Annotated in this window: 15 protein-coding genes; 7 read left to right on the top strand and 8 right to left on the bottom strand. The window is 43.3% G+C overall.

Annotated elements, in window-relative coordinates; all coding sequences use genetic code 11:
• Positions 1–2 precede the first annotated feature (2 nt).
• Complete coding sequence (atpC, locus tag ACTNEW_RS10590; protein ID WP_441060614.1) at positions 3–404, top strand: ATP synthase F1 subunit epsilon; 402 nt, start codon at positions 3–5, stop codon at positions 402–404.
• A 254-nt stretch (positions 405–658) separates the two neighbouring features.
• Here atpC and ACTNEW_RS10585 read toward each other — a convergent pair whose 3' ends face one another.
• Positions 659–1,225: a Uma2 family endonuclease gene (locus tag ACTNEW_RS10585; protein WP_441060745.1), complete on the bottom strand. Its 567-nt coding sequence runs from the start codon at positions 1,223–1,225 to the stop codon at positions 659–661.
• 360 nt (positions 1,226–1,585) lie between these two features.
• Here ACTNEW_RS10585 and iorA point away from each other — a divergent pair, with 360 nt between their 5' ends.
• The 3 genes from iorA to ACTNEW_RS10570 all read left to right on the top strand — a co-directional run bounded on the left by iorA (position 1,586) and on the right by ACTNEW_RS10570 (position 5,199).
• Positions 1,586–3,361 (top strand): indolepyruvate ferredoxin oxidoreductase subunit alpha, encoded by a 1,776-nt coding sequence (iorA, locus tag ACTNEW_RS10580; RefSeq protein WP_441060612.1) that lies wholly within the window; start codon positions 1,586–1,588, stop codon positions 3,359–3,361.
• Between the two features lie 4 nt (positions 3,362–3,365).
• Entirely contained in the window at positions 3,366–3,938 is a 573-nt protein-coding gene (locus tag ACTNEW_RS10575) for an indolepyruvate oxidoreductase subunit beta (RefSeq protein ID WP_441060610.1), read from the top strand.
• A 70-nt stretch (positions 3,939–4,008) separates the two neighbouring features.
• Positions 4,009–5,199 (top strand): pyridoxal phosphate-dependent aminotransferase, encoded by a 1,191-nt coding sequence (locus tag ACTNEW_RS10570; protein WP_441060608.1) that lies wholly within the window; start codon positions 4,009–4,011, stop codon positions 5,197–5,199.
• Positions 5,200–5,460: 261 nt separating this feature from the next.
• On the opposite strand, the gene ACTNEW_RS10565 is transcribed toward ACTNEW_RS10570, so the two are convergent.
• Entirely contained in the window at positions 5,461–6,219 is a 759-nt protein-coding gene (locus ACTNEW_RS10565) for a phosphotransferase family protein (RefSeq protein WP_441060606.1), read from the bottom strand.
• Between the two features lie 53 nt (positions 6,220–6,272).
• The gene (gene adhE / locus ACTNEW_RS10560; RefSeq protein WP_441060604.1) at positions 6,273–8,882 is read right to left on the bottom strand and encodes a bifunctional acetaldehyde-CoA/alcohol dehydrogenase; all 2,610 of its coding nucleotides are present in this window, start codon (positions 8,880–8,882) and stop codon (positions 6,273–6,275) included.
• Between the two features lie 595 nt (positions 8,883–9,477).
• On the opposite strand from adhE, the gene ACTNEW_RS10555 reads away from it, so the two are divergent.
• From ACTNEW_RS10555 to ACTNEW_RS10545, 3 genes are all read left to right on the top strand, one after another.
• Complete coding sequence (locus tag ACTNEW_RS10555) at positions 9,478–10,236, top strand: GTP pyrophosphokinase (protein ID WP_441060743.1); 759 nt, start codon at positions 9,478–9,480, stop codon at positions 10,234–10,236.
• Between the two features lie 417 nt (positions 10,237–10,653).
• The gene (gene modB, locus ACTNEW_RS10550; protein WP_441060602.1) at positions 10,654–11,349 is read left to right on the top strand and encodes a molybdate ABC transporter permease subunit; all 696 of its coding nucleotides are present in this window, start codon (positions 10,654–10,656) and stop codon (positions 11,347–11,349) included.
• Positions 11,349–12,398, top strand: coding sequence for a sulfate/molybdate ABC transporter ATP-binding protein (locus ACTNEW_RS10545; RefSeq protein WP_441060600.1), 1,050 nt, complete (start codon positions 11,349–11,351; stop codon positions 12,396–12,398). The genes modB and ACTNEW_RS10545 overlap by 1 nt, the downstream gene beginning before the upstream one ends.
• A gap of 24 nt (positions 12,399–12,422) precedes the next feature.
• Here ACTNEW_RS10545 and ACTNEW_RS10540 read toward each other — a convergent pair whose 3' ends face one another.
• From ACTNEW_RS10540 to ACTNEW_RS10520, 5 genes are all read right to left on the bottom strand, one after another.
• A complete protein-coding gene (locus ACTNEW_RS10540; protein ID WP_441060598.1) occupies positions 12,423–13,514 on the bottom strand; it encodes a PucR family transcriptional regulator in 1,092 nt (363 codons plus the stop codon).
• A 349-nt stretch (positions 13,515–13,863) separates the two neighbouring features.
• Complete coding sequence (locus ACTNEW_RS10535; protein WP_441060596.1) at positions 13,864–14,949, bottom strand: ABC transporter ATP-binding protein; 1,086 nt, start codon at positions 14,947–14,949, stop codon at positions 13,864–13,866.
• Positions 14,950–15,253: 304 nt separating this feature from the next.
• On the bottom strand, positions 15,254–16,138 hold the full coding sequence (locus ACTNEW_RS10530; RefSeq protein ID WP_441060594.1) for a damage-control phosphatase ARMT1 family protein: 885 nt from the start codon (positions 16,136–16,138) through the stop codon (positions 15,254–15,256).
• 33 nt (positions 16,139–16,171) lie between these two features.
• On the bottom strand, positions 16,172–16,342 hold the full coding sequence (locus ACTNEW_RS10525) for a chorismate--pyruvate lyase (protein WP_441060592.1): 171 nt from the start codon (positions 16,340–16,342) through the stop codon (positions 16,172–16,174).
• A 279-nt stretch (positions 16,343–16,621) separates the two neighbouring features.
• Positions 16,622–17,443, bottom strand: a complete 822-nt coding sequence (locus ACTNEW_RS10520; RefSeq protein WP_441060590.1) for a hypothetical protein — start codon at positions 17,441–17,443, stop codon at positions 16,622–16,624.
• Positions 17,444–17,883 lie beyond the last annotated feature (440 nt).

Below are 17,883 nucleotides of genomic sequence, written 5' to 3'. Positions count from 1 at the left end.
CTATGAGGACCTTCCCATTACAAATCGGAACACCGGACGGTCTTTTGTTTCAGGGAGAAGCGGAACGCGTCGTATGCAGAAGTATTACGGGAGATCTGGCGATTCTTGCAGGACACTGTAATTTCTGTACAGCTCTCGGAATGGGAGAAGCTCATGTAGTGCTGCCGGACGGCACCACGCGTACGGCTGCCTGTATCGGAGGAATGCTTTCCATGATGGACGGAGAGTGCAGTCTGCTTGCAACTACCTGGGAATGGAAAGAAGATATCGACGAGGAACGTGCTTCCAAAGCCAAAGCGCGTGCAGAAGATCTGCTTTCCAAAGGCGGGCTTACCGACCGGGAATATAAAATTGCGGAAGCCAAGCTCCACAGAGCCCTGGTCCGTTTGAGTGTGAAAAATTAGAGTAAAAATTAAAGTGTGAAAAGTTAAAGGATGAATAAAAAAATGGCACTGCCTGCCTGGAGCAATTATCAAACATGCTCTGGAGTCTGCAGTGTCATTTTTTGTCTACAGAAAAAAGGAAGTATCTTCTGTAAATGTGTTTTCTGTAATTTATCTTTTGTATTTTGTCTGGTACATCGTTTCGTAAATAACCGGTTATATGGTTATTCATCGTGGATTGTACGAATATTTTTCCTGTGTGGGATGGATAGATACTACATCCGGAAATCCAGTTCTTTGAAGTCGATGGAGAAATCACCGTAGATTCTTACGGGAATCGTATCTTCAAAGGTATACTGGGTGAGAAGCGGCTGTTCTTTTTCGAGATCATAGACAAGAACACGTTCTGTCTGCGGATCAACGATCCAGTATTCTCTTACACCTGCAGTTTCATACTTATCCAGTTTTTTGAGATAATCCATTTTCCTGGATGAAGGAGATACAATTTCCAGGACAAAATCAGGTCCGCCGTGGCATCCGTCTTTCTGATGGCGGTCATCTTCTTCACCATGAGGACAGATGATCAGAAGATCCGGTTCCAGGTAGTTGTATTCATCTCGGTTAATGAATACGGAGTAGGGAGCAAAAAAAGTTTGACACCGTCCCTTATTTTGTTTTTGATAAGTGACAAATGTGTAGCTGAGTTCCCTAAGTAATGCCTGGTGAATCGTATTCGGAGTGGCCATATAAAAAATTTCTCCGTCAATGAGTTCTGCCCGCACTCCTTCCGGCAGAGCCATGATATCTTTTGTAGTGTAAAGTTCTTTGGTTTCTAATGCCATACTTCCATACACTTCTTTCATAATAGTATTTTCTCCTTTCTCATTATATATGAATTGGTGAATAGTGGCAATTAGTGAATACAAAAACTTATAAAAAATATAATATGGGAAAAATCGGCGAAATGCCCTGAAAAATGATTATCTTATGATACATCACTGTCAGTGAAAAAGCAAGAAAGAAATTTACCTGATAATACAGAAAAATTTATCTGATAATGCAGAGTTTTACGGTAAAAATATGGCAGATGAAATGGTTTTGCCACATAAAATCAGATCGCTTTACTACATAAAAGCGTTGACACACTAAGTATAATAGGGGTACAATTAAGTATTAGCAGAAACATATTGAGGAGGAAACCTATGAAGAAGTTGATGACCGGCGATGAAGCAATCGCCAGGGGCGCATATGAAGCCGGGGTTACTTATGCATCCGCATATCCCGGAACCCCCAGTACAGAAATTCTGGAAAATCTTGCTACATATAAAGAAATATACGCAGAGTGGGCGCCGAATGAGAAGGTAGCCATGGAATCTGCCATTGGCGCATCCGTAGCCGGAGAGCGCAGTATGGTATCCATGAAGCATGTTGGCATGAACGTTGCAGCAGACCCGATGTTTACCTGGGCTTATATGGGTGTCAACGGCGGCAATGTAATCGTGACAGCGGATGAACCGGGGATGTTTTCCTCTCAGAACGAGCAGGATAACCGCAACTATGCCAAAGCAGCCAAAATTGCCATGCTTGAGCCATCTGACAGCCAGGAGTGCATTGATATGGTCAAAGCAGCCTATGAACTTGGTGAGAAATTTGACACTCCGTTTATAATCCGGATGACTACCCGTGTCTGTCATTCAAAATCCATCGTAGAACTGAGTGACAGAGCAGAAGTTCCGGCGAAAGAATGGACCAAAAATCCGGCTAAATACGTATGTCTTCCGGCAATTGCCAGAAATCTTCGCGTAAAACTGCAGGACCGTATGGAAAAACTGGCAGAATACAGCGAAACCAGCCCGTTTAACCGTGTGGAAATGGGAAGCACCAAAATCGGTATTATCGCTTCCGGTGTCTGCTATTATTATGCAAAAGAAGTATTCGGAGAAGATGCTTCTTATCTGAAACTTGGATTTACCAATCCTCTTCCGGCAAATCTGATCAAGGATTTCTGCTACAAAGTGGACAAAGTATACGTTCTGGAAGAAAATGATCCATATATTGAAGAGTTTGTAAAACAGCAGGGCTGCACCTGTACCGGCAAAGACCTGTTTCCGGCTTACGGAGAACTGACTCCGGATGTGATCCGTGCATGCGTGACCGGAACACCGAACAAAACCATGGAATTTGACAAAACCAAGCTGATCGGCCGTGCACCGACTTTCTGTGCAGGATGTCCTCACAGGGGACTGTTCTATCGCCTTGGCAAGCGCAAGGATATTATGATCAGCGGCGATATCGGATGTTACACTCTGGCAGCAGGAAAGCCATATCAGGCAATGGATTCCACAGTATGTATGGGAGCCAGCATCAGCATCGGTCATGGAGCTCAGAGAGCATTTAATGCCCAGGGAAATGGCCGCCGTGTCGTAACAGTACTGGGAGATTCCACATTTTTCCATACAGGAATCAATTCGCTGATCAATACGGTTTATAATAAGAGCAATACGGTGAACATTATTCTGGATAACCGTATCACAGGTATGACCGGTCACCAGAACAATCCCGGAACCGGTTACACTGCCAAAGGTGAGGAAACAACGCTGATTAAAATTGAAGATCTCGTCAGAGCAATCGGTGTAAAACACGTTTATGTGGTAAATCCGAATAATCTTCAGGAAGTAGACGATACTCTTGACAAATGTCTGGCCCTTGATGAGCCGTCTGTGATCATTACCCGCTGGCCATGTGTTCTGAAGAAATTCTCCAAAGAAGATAAGAGTGAGTTTACCGATCTTTTTGCTACAAAGAATAAAGTGGATCCTGAGAAATGTGTAGGCTGCAGACTTTGTCTCAAAGCTGGCTGTCCAGCCATGTCCTATGACAAAGCAAACAAAAAAGTTACCATCAATCGTGCTCAGTGCGTAGGCTGTGATGTCTGCACACAGGTATGCCCGAAAGATGCTATCGTAAAGGAGGACTGATCCCATGACAAAAAGCATTTTATTAGTAGGTGTAGGCGGTCAGGGTACCATCCTTGCCAGCAAAATTCTGACCAATGGCCTGATGGAAGCAGGCTATGATGTAAAAATGAGCGAGATTCACGGTATGTCCCAGAGAGGCGGAAGTGTTTCCTCTCAGGTTCGATACGGTGAAAAAGTAATGTCCCCGGTTATCGAAAAAGGCAAAGCCGACATTATCGTTTCCTTTGAAAAGATGGAAGCCCTTCGATCTCTGGATTATCTCAAAGAAGACGGCACACTGGTTGTAAATAATGAAGAAATTCCTTCCATGTCCGTCATTACCGGTGAGGAAACCTATCCGGACGATGTGCTGGAAGAAATCGAAAAGCATGTCAAAGCCAAGGTAGTGGATGCCACCCGTCTGGCCAGAGAACTTGGCAATGAGAAAGCTGCCAACATCATTCTTCTTGGTACCATTATCAAAGCCATGGGTCTGGAGCACATTGACTGGGATTCTATTCTGGAGGCCAATATCAAGCCGCAGTTCGTGGAACTGAATAAAAAAGCGCTGAAAGTCGGCATGGACGCAGTCGCATAAAAATCATGCAGCAGCTACGATGGATAAGGTGCATATGCCGCAGTATAAAAGCAAGCGAGGAGAGACAAAAATGATTGCAGAAAAAATGAAACCCTTTGTGCAGAATAATTCTGCCATTCGAATGATGTTTGAAGAAGGAAACAGACTCCGCTCGATTTACGGTGCGGATAAAGTATTTGATTTCAGTCTGGGAAATCCCAGTGTACCGGCTCCGGACTGTGTCCGTCAGGCGATTATTGATCTGGTAAACGAAGAGGAACCGACCGTTCTTCATGGCTATATGAGTAATGCCGGATTTGAGGATGTCCGTCAGACAATTGCGGAATCTCTGAACCGCCGTTTCGGCACTTCCTTTGCAGCCAGAAACCTGATCATGACTGTTGGTGCAGCCAGCGGTCTGAATGTAATTCTCAAAACAATCCTGAATCCCGGAGAAGAAGTGATTGTTTTTGCACCGTACTTTCTGGAATATGGTGCATATGTGAAGAATTATGACGGCAAGCTTGTGGAAATCTCTCCGGATACGGCAACTTTCCAGCCAAATCTGGAAGAACTGGAGCAGAAGATCAATGCCAATACCAGAGCAGTCATCGTAAATACCCCGCATAATCCTACCGGAGTCGTATATTCTGAGGAAACCATCAAGAAACTGGCTGAAATTCTTGAGCAGAAACAGCAGGAGTTCGGAAGTGTGATTTATCTTATTTCTGACGAGCCATACAGAGAACTGGCATATGATGGAGTAGAAGTACCGTACCTGACAAAATATTATAAAAATACAGTAGTCGGTTATTCCTACAGCAAATCCCTGTCTCTTCCGGGTGAACGTATCGGTTATCTGGTCATCCCGGATGAACTGGAAGACAGTGAGACCGTAATTACCGCAGCAGCCATTGCCAACCGTATTCTCGGCAGTGTCAACGCCCCGTCCCTCATGCAGAAAGTCATCATGAAGTGTGTGGATGCGGAAGTGGATGTAGCTGCTTATGATAAAAACCGTCTTGCATTATATAACGGTCTGAAAGAATGCGGCTTTGAATGCATCAAACCTCAGGGGGCTTTTTATCTTTTCGTAAAATCTCCGGTTCCAAATGAGAAGGAATTCTGCGAAGCCGGTAAGAAATACAATATCCTGATGGTTCCCGGAAGCTCCTTCGCATGTCCGGGATATGTAAGACTTGCATACTGCGTATCTTATGATACCATTGTGAACTCGCTTCCGGAATTCAAGAAGCTGGCAGCTGAGTACGGATTGTCATAAGTACGAAACAGGTAAAACACAAAAGATATAAAATACAAAACGCAAAAGATATAAAATATAAAACACACCGGGGATGAAAATGTCGACAGAATTCTGTATAGAACATTTCATATCCGGTGTGTTTTTTTATGAAACGATATGTTTTTGCGGGTTCAAAAGTCATGTTTTTTCATGCAGGTATGAAACACATGAACTTTTGAACCTTGTATTATATGTTTAAAAAGCAATATGATTGTAAAACATTTCATGAAAAATCAGGAATTACTGGAAATCAATAATATCGATCCAGCGGGTCAGGAATTCTTTTTCTTCCTCAATTTCCTTGGTGAGCTGTGCTGCTGCGGCAATGGGAAGCCATTTCTGTACATACTGTTTTGCAGTATCGCTCTTTTTGCAGAAGAGATCCAGGTAGAGATCTGCCTTTTTCTGGTCTTTCAGTGCAAATTCCAGGTAGGTAATGGCTGCATCACCGCTGGCATTTCCCTGAGTTGCATGTGCCCAGTCTACGATTGTCATGGTGCCGTCTTCTCTGACGATGACATTGCTCGGGTTAAAATCACCATGGCAGAGTTTGGTGTGGTTTGGCATGGAATCCAGTCGGGTATGAAGTTCATAACGGGTTGTAGCATCGACTGTATCTTTCAGGCTGGAAATCTTGCGGGCAAATTTATCTTTCTGAAGTGTCAGGCGGGGCGCTTTCTTTGCATGCATGGAAAGCTGCAGGTCTACGAACTGCTCCATGTATTTTTCAAGATTATCCGGGTCTTCCTGCATGATCTGTTCCAGGGTTTTGCCTTCCACATATTCAATGGCAAGTGCCCATTCGCCATCAATCTGGCTGACTTCCAGGACATTGGGAATGTCAAGGCCGCTTTCCTCTACGCGGGCCTGGCAGAGTGCTTCATTAAAAACATTGGCTTTGCCGTGTTCATGAGTAAAAACTTTGATGATGCGGTCACCATCTCTGTATACGACCTTATACGGACGGGTCAGAAAAACTTTTTTATTCTTTAAATTCATGGCGGACATCCTTTCTGTTATTGGTATAGTTATTTACGAACCGATGGGCTGGTTTATTTTCCGTAATATGCTTTCAGATAGATTTCTTTCAGCTCGGACATCAGCGGATATCTCGGGTTGGCACCTGTACACTGGTCATTGAATGCCTGTTCTGTCATTTCATCCAGAGTTTCCAGGAAATATGCCTCGTCTACGCCGTAATCTTTGATGGTCGGTTTGATTTCGATGACTTTCTTCAGTTCTTCCAGTTTATCAATGAGTTTTTCAAAAACTTCCTGATCATCTTTGCCGGTGAGACCTACAAAACGTCCAATCTCTGCATAACGGGCCAGTGTATGCGGATACTGATACTGCGGGAAAGTTCCCATCTTGGTTGGTACTTCCGCACTGTTATAGCGCATAACATCTGTGAGAACCAGTGCATTTGCGATACCGTGCGGCAGGTGATGGAAAGCACCGAGTTTGTGAGCCAGAGAGTGGTTTACGCCGAGGAAAGCATTTGCAAATGCCATACCGGCCATGCAGGATGCGTTTGCCATGTGATCTCTTGCTTCTACATCATTGCCGTCTTTGTATGCACGCGGCAGATAATCAAATACCAGTTTGATTGCTTTGAGAGCAAGACTGTCTGTATAATCAGAAGCCATGACAGAAACATATGCTTCGATTGCGTGAGTCATAACATCGATACCGGAAGCGCAGGTCAGACCTTTTGGTGCACTCATCATATTGTCGGTATCTACGATTGCCATATTCGGCATCAGTTCATAATCAGCCAGCGGCCATTTGATTCCGGTCTCTTTGTCTGTAATGATGGCAAAAGGAGTCACCTCGGAACCTGTACCGGAGGATGTGGGGATTGCCACAAAGTATGCTTTTTTGCCCATTTTCGGGAAGGTGTAGATTCGCTTGCGGATATCCATGAAGTCCATAGCCATATCATCAAAATCCGCATCCGGATTTTCATAAAGTACCCACATAACTTTGCCGGCATCCATTGCGGAACCGCCGCCCAGAGCGATGATGCAGTCCGGCTGGAAGGCTGTCATGGCAGCTGCACCGGCTTTTGCGGAAGCAAGAGACGGATCAGGTTCTACGTCAGAGAAGCAGGTATGTACAATGCCCATCTGGTCCAGTTTGTCTTCAATCGGTCTGGTGTATCCGTTTTTGTAAAGGAAGGAATCGGTTACGATAAAGCAGCGTTTCTTTCCCATGACAGTGCCGAGTTCATCCAGAGCAACCGGCATGCAGCCTTTTTTGAAATAAACTTTTTCAGGGGTTCTCATCCAGAGCATGTTCTCTCTCCTTTCGGCAACGGTTTTGATGTTGATCAGATGTTTTACGCCTACGTTCTCGGAAACGGAGTTGCCGCCCCAGGAACCGCAGCCAAGGGTAAGGGATGGAGCCAGTTTAAAGTTGTATAAATCACCGATACCTCCCTGGGAAGACGGGGTATTGATGAGGATACGACAGGTTTTCATAGCAGCTGCATGTTTTGCCATTTTCTCTTTTTCACTGGTGTTGATATAAAGAGAAGAAGTATGGCCGTATCCGCCGTCTGCTACGAGACGTTCTGCTTTGGCAATGGCTTCGTCAAAGGTTGCTGCTCTGTACATTGCCAGTACAGGGGAAAGTTTTTCGTGAGCGAATTCTTCGCTGATATCTACGGACTCTACTTCACCGATCAGGATCTTGGTAGTTTCCGGAACCGTAACACCTGCCATTGCTGCGATTGCAGCAGCTTTCTGGCCAACAATCTTTGCATTGAGGGCACCGTTGATGATAATGGTTTTTCTGACTTTTTCCAGTTCGTCCTCTTTCAGGAAGTAGCAGCCTCTGTAAATGAATTCTTTTTTCACTTCTTCATAAATGCTGTCCAGAACAGTTACGGACTGCTCGGAAGCACAGATCATACCATTGTCAAAGGTCTTGGAATGGATGATGGAGTTGACTGCCAGACGGATGTCAGCGGTTTCATCAATGATGACCGGAGTATTGCCTGCGCCTACGCCGAGAGCCGGTTTGCCGGAGGAGTAAGCGGCTTTGACCATTCCGGGACCGCCTGTTGCGAGAATAATGTCTGCCTCTTTCATAACAAGATTGGTCAGCTCCAGGCTTGGAACATCGATCCAGCCGATGATGCCTTCTGGCGCACCTGCTTTGACAGCTGCTTCCAGAACGATTTTTGCAGCTGCGATCGTGGAGGCTTTTGCACGTGGATGCGGGCTGATGATGATCGCATTTCTGGTCTTCAGGGAAATCAGAGTTTTAAAAATAGCGGTGGAGGTAGGATTGGTAGTCGGGATAACTGCAGCAATCAGACCGATCGGTTCAGCGATTTTTTTGATGCCGTAAGTGGGATCTTCTTCAATGACGCCGCAGGTTTTTGTGTTTTTATAAGCATTATAGATGTATTCGGATGCGTAGTGGTTCTTGATTACTTTGTCCTCTACGATACCCATTCCGGTTTCTTCTACAGCCATTTTTGCAAGCGGGATACGGGCTTTGTCTGCAGCAGTAGCAGCAGCTTTGAAAATTTTGTCTACCTGTTCCTGGGTGTATGTGGCGAAAAGTTTCTGTGCTTCTTTCATCGCAGCCATTTTTGCTTCCAGTGCTTCAGCGGTGTCAATGATGGCTGGAATCTGTGTTTCTGTTTTTGCCATTTGGAATCCTCCTGTTTTTTTGATAAATAGGTAATGGTTTGTCAGTTTCGCTGCCGGAGTCATGATCCCACGGCATGCTTTGTTAATGAATTAACGTTAATTATTTATCAAACTTGATGAGCCCATTATAGCTCTTTGTTAATCATTTGTCAATCTTTAGATTGATAAAAAAATAACGAAAAAATAATGGGGAAAAAGATGAAAATTTTCCATATTGTATAATTCAAGAAAAAGAGTTGGGCAGAAGGGATGTTACGGCTTAATCTTTTTGGAGGAATGGGAAAACAAAAAAATTGGACACAAACAAAAAGATTTTGACATTTGTCACATGTAACAGTATGATAAGAGTATATATTTAATCTGGAATTAACAGAAATGAAGAAAAGATTTCTTATTTGGAAAGTATCATATTCGTGCGGAATTGCAGAAAAGAGGTTCTAAAAACAGAACATGACACATAAATTAGTAAATGCGGAGTAACTGTCCAGCTGCTGATGATAAAAATATGTTATATGAGAAGGGGAAAGTCAGGACATCGGAAAATACTGAGCAGATACTCGCAAAATATCAGTAAGCAGGTGTTGATGCAATTTTGATGAATGAATTTAAGAAGGAAAGTGAGATTTTATTGAAGAAGAAACAAAAAGAGAAAAAGAATGAGGAACTTCTGGAGGAAAAAAACACAAAGAAAGAAGGAATTCAGAAGAATGAAGCGCAGCAGGGGGCTGCCGAAGAGCAGGGTTCTGATCTGAAAGAAAAACTGGTGGACAGTGAATTCAGTATCAAAGGACAGTGTGCCATCAATCTTCTGTTGACAAAGCTTGATATTATCAATACCGTTTTTCTGATGAATATGCACAGAAATGTGATTCAGATGAAAACCGGGCGGCTGAAAAGCTACAGCAGTGTCTGCAAGAAATTGCAGAAAAAGGGACTGGAGCTGGACTTTGACACTGCGGTGGAGAGAATCAATGACCTGATTGGTGTGCGTGCAATCTGTGCTTATGTAGATGATATTTACAAAGTATCAGAACTGATCGAAAAGCAGAAAGATATCCGGATCGTCAAAGTGAAGGACTACATCAAAGAGCCGAAAAAATCCGGCTACCAGAGTCTGCATCTGATTCTGGAAATTGCGATAGCGTTCCAGAACGGGACACAGTGGATCAAAATTGAACTGCAGCTTCGAACCGCAGCAATGGATTACTGGGCAAATCTGGATCACCAGCTTCGTTACAAAAAAGGCAAAAAAGAAGCGGAACTCATCGATGAGGAGCTTCGTGAATGCGCCGAGGTGATTGGAAATCTTGATCAGAAAATGCTGGAGATCAGGAAAAAAATCGATAATATCTGAACAGGAAAAGAAGAAAAGGATTACTGTACACTGGTAACCTGCACACCTTATGGAATCAATGCTGATCGTCAGTCGGCTGGAACTGCAAACAGGATTCGCTTCCGGTTATGCATACCGGAAATAACCGTGGATATGGAGTAAAGAAAACCATTGAATTGCTCAAAGATGCAGAATACGAGATAGCAGAACATTGATATAACGTCAAGGAGCTCGCCAAAATGGCGAGCTCCTTTTTGGTATCAAAGGAAAATGCAAAGCACTTTCCTTTGATATAAAATGGCTCTTTGGGCAGGATTCTTTTTTTAGATATTGCTATCGCTTTTATGATTTTTTTGATAAAATAAAAGAAATTGGAAGCTTTTGACAGAAATCTGATAAGTTTAAACCAATACGATGTACTGATTGAGAGGTGTTGATATGAGAGAATTTTTGCAGGAGATAAACTGGAGTCCTTTGTGGATTTCGCTGAAAACCGGGGTTGTGGCAACGGTGATCGCTTTTTTTCTCGGTATTTTCTGCGCAAGACAGGCAATGAAAATGAAAGCCGGGGCCAAAGCGGTGCTGGATGGAATATTGACGCTGCCGCTGGTGCTTCCGCCTACGGTTGCTGGATTTATTCTTTTGATGATTTTCAGCCTGAGGAGACCGTTTGGTGCATTTCTTATGGAAAATTTTGACATAAAAATTGTGCAGACATGGAAGGGATGTATCATCGCCGCTGCGGTAATTGCATTTCCGCTGATGTACAGGAATGCGAGAGCGGCTTTTGAACAGGTGGATGTAAATCTGATTTATGCGGGTCGGACTCTGGGGATGAGTGAAAGTCGTATTTTCTGGAGAATCATTGTTCCCGCTGCAGCTCCGGGAATTGCTTCCGGCACTGTGCTGGCTTTTGCGAGAGCGCTTGGTGAGTATGGTGCGACGTCCATGCTTGCCGGAAATATTCTGGGCAAAACCAGAACCGTATCTGTCGCAATTGCGTCAGAAACAGCAGCTGGAAATTATGGTACGGCGGCTTTCTGGGTATGCGTGATCGTATCGATTTCATTTGTAATTGTGGCATTGATTAATATTATTTCCGGCAAGGGAATGAAGACAAGAAGGTGGATCTGATGGCTGTATATGTAGATATTGAGAAAAATTTCCGTGGTTTTTCCCTTAAGGCAAAATTTGAAAGCAGTTCGCCGACTATGGGAATTCTTGGTGCTTCGGGAAGCGGCAAAAGCATGACGCTGCGAAGTATTGCCGGTATCGAAACTCCGGACAGGGGTAAAATTATCATTAACGGAAAGACTGTGTTTGATTCAGAAAAGAAGATTAATCTGAAACCACAGGAACGACATGTGGGATATCTTTTTCAGAATTATGCCCTGTTTCCCACGATGACGGTACGTGAGAATATTGGCTGCGGTTTTCGCGGTGAAAAAAAAGAAAAAGCGGTAAAAATTGACGATTTTATCAAACGTTATCGCCTGGACGGGCTTGAAAAACGGTATCCGTCTCAGCTGTCCGGTGGGCAGCAGCAGAGAGTGGCACTGGCAAGGATGATGATCGGAGAACCGGAAGTGATACTGCTGGATGAGCCTTTTTCGGCTCTTGACGGATATCTGAAGGACGTACTTCAGAAAGACATGCAGGAATTCCTGGAGGAATACAGCGGCGATATGATGATGGTGACACACAGCCGTGATGAAGCGTTTCGTTTCTGCAGGGAACTGATGCTTTTGAAGGAGGGAAGAACACTGATTTCCGGGAATACACGGGAACTGTTTGAGCAGCCGCAGCTTCTGGATGCGGCACAGCTTACGGGATGTAAAAATTTTTCCAGAATTGAGCGGCTGGACGATTATCATGTCTGGGCGCTTGACTGGGACATGCAGCTCCGTACCATGCAGAAGGTCAGCCGGGAGGACAACTATATCGGAATCCGCGGACACTGGCTGAAGCCTGTTTCCAAAAAAGGAGAGAATTGCCTGCCGGTGAGAATTGAAGAGTATATGGAAGGCACATTTGAGCATCAGTATCTTGTGAAAAATGCCCGTTCTGAAGAAGGAAATGTCATCTGGTGGATGAAGGCCAAGGAAAGTTTTGAGGAGGACCCGTATGAGGGAGTCCCCCAATATTTGTATTTGCCGCCGGAGCATCTGATGCTGCTGAAATAAATTGTCTGAAAGAAGAGTTTTTATTTATGATTGCGGATTCTGTCTGGAATACTTTATGTAATCGGACACAAGCATGGTCATTTTAAACGTCAGTGCATCTTCAAAGGTACGGATATCCAATCCGAATTTCTTCTGGAGTTTTTCAAAACGGTAGACCAGTGTGTTCCTGTGAACATAAAGCTGGCGTGAAGTCTCCGAAAGATTCAGATTGTTTTCAAAAAAAGTCCGGATGGTGTTCAGTGTTTCCTCGTCTATAGAGTCCAGGGTCTCATCCTGGAAAATTTCATTCATGAACATTTCACATACGGACACAGGAAGCTGGTAGATCAGTCTGCCGATTCCAAGCCGGTTGTAACCGAAAACATTTTTGTCTGCGTAGAATATTTTGCCTACCTCCATGGCCGTTCTGGCTTCACGGTATGCATTGCTCAGATCGTTCAGGTCGTCTGCGATATTGCTGTAGGCAACCCAGGCTTGTGTCATGGCTTCGGTGTTCAGCATGTCCACAAGCATATAAGCAAGTCCGTTCAGCTTTTCGTAATCGTCGGTAGACTGCAGTTCCCGAACAACTATGATGCCGGTGTCATCGATGGATGTAATGAAATCTCTGGAGCGTGCGGAGAAAATATTGCGGATCGTGGCCAGTGCGTGTTCATCGCTGTTCTGTTTAGTTTCAACAAGAAAAACAGCACGGCGTACGGAGGTTGCAATATGAAGTTTTTTGGCCCTGTTGAAAGCATCGACTTTGGAATAGGTGTCCAACAGAAGATTTTGCATAAAAGTATTTTTGTCATTTTTTTCTGCGTAGGCAGTGAGCAGGGAGAGAATCTGACATACGGCAAGTTCCCCGATGGTAGAAACAGAGTCGCCGCTTCCCCAGACAATGAGAAGATAAGGAAATTCGCTGCCATCCTGAATTTTGTACAGACAGAGACTGGAATTGGCTCTGCAGAGAGCGGCGCTGTCGCGAAATTCCTGAAGTGTATCAGAGGATGGAAGTTTCCTGTCACATGTAGTTACATATATTTCATCGTTGGAATTGACCATGCAGAAATCCAGTTGACTGATCTCTTTCCAGTCGTTGAGACATTTTTTTAATATTTGCTGTATTGCCATGAAGTACTCCTTTCGAAATTTACAAGAAAAGTTCCGGATAGCAGACATTTCCGTTTAGAGCATAGGTGGATTGTGTGTTTTCAGGGGATATTCTTTTAAAATAAAATTCCTTCTCATGCAGAAATTGTCACTCATCATTTTTCTTTTATCATAGCAAAAAAAGTCGATAAAGACAATCTGTAAACTTTTCAAACAAGCTCTTGGGAGCGTATTTTGTTACTGTTCATATGACTCTATTACTGTGAACGGAGAGAACAGTTACCGTATTTTTCGATGTGCTAGTTAAGAAGGACATAAAAAATCCCCGGGGATCATCTCCCCGGGGTAAAATCCGTTATGTATTTTAGAATTAGTTGCAGATAACGAGTTCAGTTTCTTTATCAAAGAAGTGAGATTTTTCCATATCGAAACCAAATTTAACAGGATCGCCTGTCTTGGTTGTGGTACGTGGATCAACTCGTGCAGTAACCTGAGTTCCATTTACATCGAAGTACAGGAATACTTCAGCACCAAGAAGCTCGTATACTTTAACAACAGATGTCATGCTGCCTTCTTCGTTGATATCTTCCGGACGGATACCCATAACAACAGTCTTGCCTACATAGCCGCCATCTTTAAGAGCTTTAGCTTTTGCAGCAGGAACAGCGATTTCATATTCGCCAACTTTAGCAACTACGTTGCCGCCTTTTTCTGCGATCTGTGCATCCAGGAAGTTCATCTGCGGGGATCCCATGAATCCAGCTACGAACAGGTTGCCTGGTTTCTGGTACAGGTTCTGAGGTGTATCTACCTGCTGAACAACGCCGTCTTTCATAACTACGATTCTGGTACCAAGGGTCATAGCCTCTGTCTGGTCATGTGTTACGTAGATGATAGTAGCGCCCAGTCTCTGATGGATCTTGGAAATCTCAATACGCATCTGTACACGAAGTTTAGCATCCAGGTTGGAAAGAGGCTCATCCATAAGGAATACCTTAGGATTACGTACGATAGCACGTCCCATAGCAACACGCTGTCTCTGACCACCGGAAAGAGCCTTCGGTTTACGATCAAGAAGTTTCTCAAGGTCAAGGATTCTTGCAGCTTCACGAACTGCTTTGTCGATCTCGTCCTTCGGAACTTTACGAAGTTTCAGACCAAATGCCATGTTATCATAAACTGTCATATGAGGATACAGAGCGTAGTTCTGGAATACCATTGCGATATCACGGTCTTTCGGCTCTACATCGTTCATAACTTTGTCACCGATTTTAAGAGTACCGCTGGAGATTTCTTCCAGACCGGCTACCATACGAAGAGTAGTGGATTTTCCACATCCGGATGGTCCTACGAAGATGATAAATTCTTTGTCAGCGATTTCAAGGTTGAAGTCTTTAACTGCTTCAAAACCATTTGGGTATTTTTTGCAAATGTGCTGTAATGATAAGCTTGCCATGATTTTTCCTCCAATAAATGATACTTAGTTATATTTGTGTGCGTTTTTTTAACTGTACTCAGTATAACGAAAATCAAGGCCGGGGGCTAGGGCAGAATCATACAAAGTTTTTCGTACTTTCTTGACAGTTTGACGAAAAGCTGAAATCATTTCGTCAAATTGTCAAGAGGGCGAAAGGCAGTTGGTGAAACTGCTCATGGTGAAACGGAAATTATGAGAAACTGGCGGAATTGCTCATACGGAAATCAGAGTTTATGACAAATGAAACTGCTGTTTATAAGGTGCATTGGAGGGTGTTTGAATTTCAACGATCCGGTATCATACGTCGTTCATTGACAAACATACCCTGGAGCGGACGGGCGTGGAAAATTTTCCGGAACCATTCGCATTTACAGAGAAACAGGTAATAGATATTCAGTCCGCAGTCATTCAGGGTTTCAAAATTCCCCTGTCCTTTGGCAAGAATGACATCAGCTGTATGAAGGAGATGCAGTGCTTCTTCGCTGATATCGGGAAGCCAGGTTCCGCCGACTCCGCTGCCGTTGCCGATGACTTTTACAAAAGAAGTCAGTCCAATTTCTTCTGCATCGTCCAGAGTAGCATCGTTGATGACCGGAATACCTCTTACAATGACCGTAATATCAAGAGAAGGGTATAATTTTCTGAGAATGCGGATGACCAGTTTGTCCATGACGATTTCTCCACAGTTATCGGTGAGATAGACAAAGCTGGAGGCGTTGGACAAATCTTCGAGAAAATGTTTATATTCTATGGAATCAAGCGGTTCTTTATTTTCAGATTCAATCATGGAAAGCATCGTGTCCTTGTCGACATGGGACAGGGCGGCAAAATCAATGTAGTTGCCGATTCTGGCATAAAGAAGAGCAGTTTCCAGAGGGTCGCTGGAATTTCGGATATTGTCTTCCAGACGTTTTTCCATATTCAGCATCAGTTGATTGAAGTCATGTTTGACAGCAGTGTAGTCCTCTGGTTTTTCGCCCCAGTATTCGGCATATAATTTCTTCAAATCTATAGAAATGCTGGGGGCACAGTCCTGGGGACCGGCATTGGCAATCAGAGACATGACCTGTTTCATATATTCGGTTTTGCGGTCTGTATCGTTAAATTTCCGAATCAGTTTTTCCTGTTTATTTACTGCACAGCACATGCAGAAGGGATTCATTCGCATAAGTGGCCTCTTTTCTTTTGAATTTTTTCTGCATCACATCATAGAGTACTGCATCCATTCATAGTGCAGCAGGCATCCTTCATAAATTTCTTCCGGAAGCAGTGCACGGGCGACCAGTTTGTCTTCTTCATCCGTCTGGTCGATGCGCTGAAGGTGGGCATAATCTCCGTCTATGGAAATGACTTTGTAATCACATGTAAGCATGGTAAGCTCCTTTCTATAATTCAAACATGCTATAAATCATTGATTTTACAGGCTTTCTGTATTTGCTGCTGCGGTTCTCTGGAGGGGAAGCATATTGAGAAACGCAGACTGTGGATTAGAGTGTGTTTGAAAATCGCAGTACATCAAATAATAAATAACCAGTTATATCACTTGCTTGATTTTTCGATGTATTAGTCGTTTATCATTATAAAGGATATAAAAGGCATGTGCAAGAATCAGTCCCGGAGAGTTTTGACTTTCCGGGACTGATGACATGGTCTAACAGGCTTCATTTCCTTCATCTTTAATTTTTTGAACTGCTTCGATGGATAATCCGGTGTTTTCTGCAACTTCCTGAACACCCATGATATTCAGAAGTTTTCTGGCAATATCCAGTTTTGTTTTATTTTCACCTTTTGAGAATCCATCATTGAATCCATTATTGAATCCATCATGAAATCCATCATTTACCAACATTTGTCCAAGTCTTGTCATTTTAACAGCCGCCTCCACTTCTTCAAGAGTAACCGAATCTAAAAATTTATCTGCCATTGTATAAATCACCGCCTCAATCTTTTGTTTTTCCTGCGGAGTAATCTCCGATGCTTCTTTTGTAATTGGGTTTCCCTGATCTGCTTTATCTTTTAGTGTCTGGAGCAGCTGGTCAGCATCGATATTGGTCATGATAACAGGAATGATGCGGTATGTATTGATCCCTTCTGAAAATTCGGTTACCGGATGCCGGATCTTTCCGGAAAACAATACATACGTCGTAATCTCCACACCATAAGTATAACTGGCCACGGACTCATAGGAGCGGAACCGTTTCAGATCTTCGACTCCTCCATTGGTGCTTTGGAATTCGAAGTGCTTCCATGTGCCGTCTTCCGTGATGAGATTAAAGTCTTCATATTGTTTTTTTAGTTCCAGATAGATACTTTCTGTGGGAGCAATGGAAACGACTTTTCCGCTGATTCCAAGAAATGGAAGTATCTCATCGGCAAAAAACTGCATCATGACTTTCAGAGCTGCAGCTTCGTGCTGTGAAACATTGGAACCACTATGTGATTTTTTATCTTTTGCAGAGGTGGTTTCTTTCATATAGTGTCCTTTCTGTGGATACTATAAAAGGAAACTCTCCAATATCAATATAGCAAAAAGTATCAAAACAGACAATGGATTTCCACGATCATAAATAAAATAAAGGGAAAAATTCCTGGAATACAGGTAAGAATATAAAAATAAATAGATTAAGAAAAACATTGGATGGTTTCTTTTATAGTATCATCCGTTGTCTGTGGAAATAGTGTACTTTATTTGAAAAAGGATGTCAATGCAAGATTATTGCGTTGTTTGTTACGAAAAATAAAAGAATTATTGTTTGTTTTCAACATCAGTGAATTTGAGTTTGGCTTTGTGAATTAAAGGAGGCTTTAGTTCAGCAACTGTATGTGAGAATTCTTCGAGTTTTACTATGCGTATGGTTTTCTCCGGAACTTTGGTTCAGTGCGAAACACTGTGAAGTGTGATGTGAAAAACCG

It is taken from the genome of Blautia sp. HCP3S3_G3 (assembly GCF_052063365.1).
Classification (GTDB): Bacteria; Bacillota; Clostridia; order Lachnospirales; family Lachnospiraceae; genus Blautia_A.
The sequence above is the reverse complement of the archived record's forward strand: the minus strand, read 5'-3'. Positions and strand labels throughout refer to the sequence as shown.